This window comes from Streptomyces tateyamensis (assembly GCF_003205575.1).
Taxonomy (GTDB): domain Bacteria; phylum Actinomycetota; class Actinomycetes; order Streptomycetales; family Streptomycetaceae; genus Kitasatospora; species Kitasatospora tateyamensis.
In genome coordinates, this window is sequence record NZ_PYBW01000310.1 from 1 (window position 1) to 279 (window position 279).

General features: G+C 78.9%; 1 pseudogene. It reads right to left on the reverse strand.

What is annotated here, in order from left to right:
• Positions 1-279: pseudogene (locus C7C46_RS33520) on the reverse strand (FAD-binding oxidoreductase); the annotation flags it as partial.

The following is a 279-nucleotide window of genomic DNA, read 5'->3' on the forward strand; positions in this document are numbered from 1 at the left end:
CAGCAGCGGGTCGCGCAGGTAGGGAGCCCGGAACCGGCCGGTGCGCCAGGCCTCGCCGGGCTCGGTGCCCAGTGCCTGCCCGCCGGCCGCGGTGAGCACCTCGGTGACGCCGGCCCGCCGGGTGGCCACCTCGGCGGCCGTGCCCTCGTAACCGGTGACGGCCATGCAGCCGCCGGGGCCGCCGCCGAACATCGCGGCGGGGTCGGCGAGGGTGACCGAGGTCTCGGCCTCGTCGGACAGCCGCAGCACGGTGGGCAGCGGGCCGTCCTGGGCCAGCTC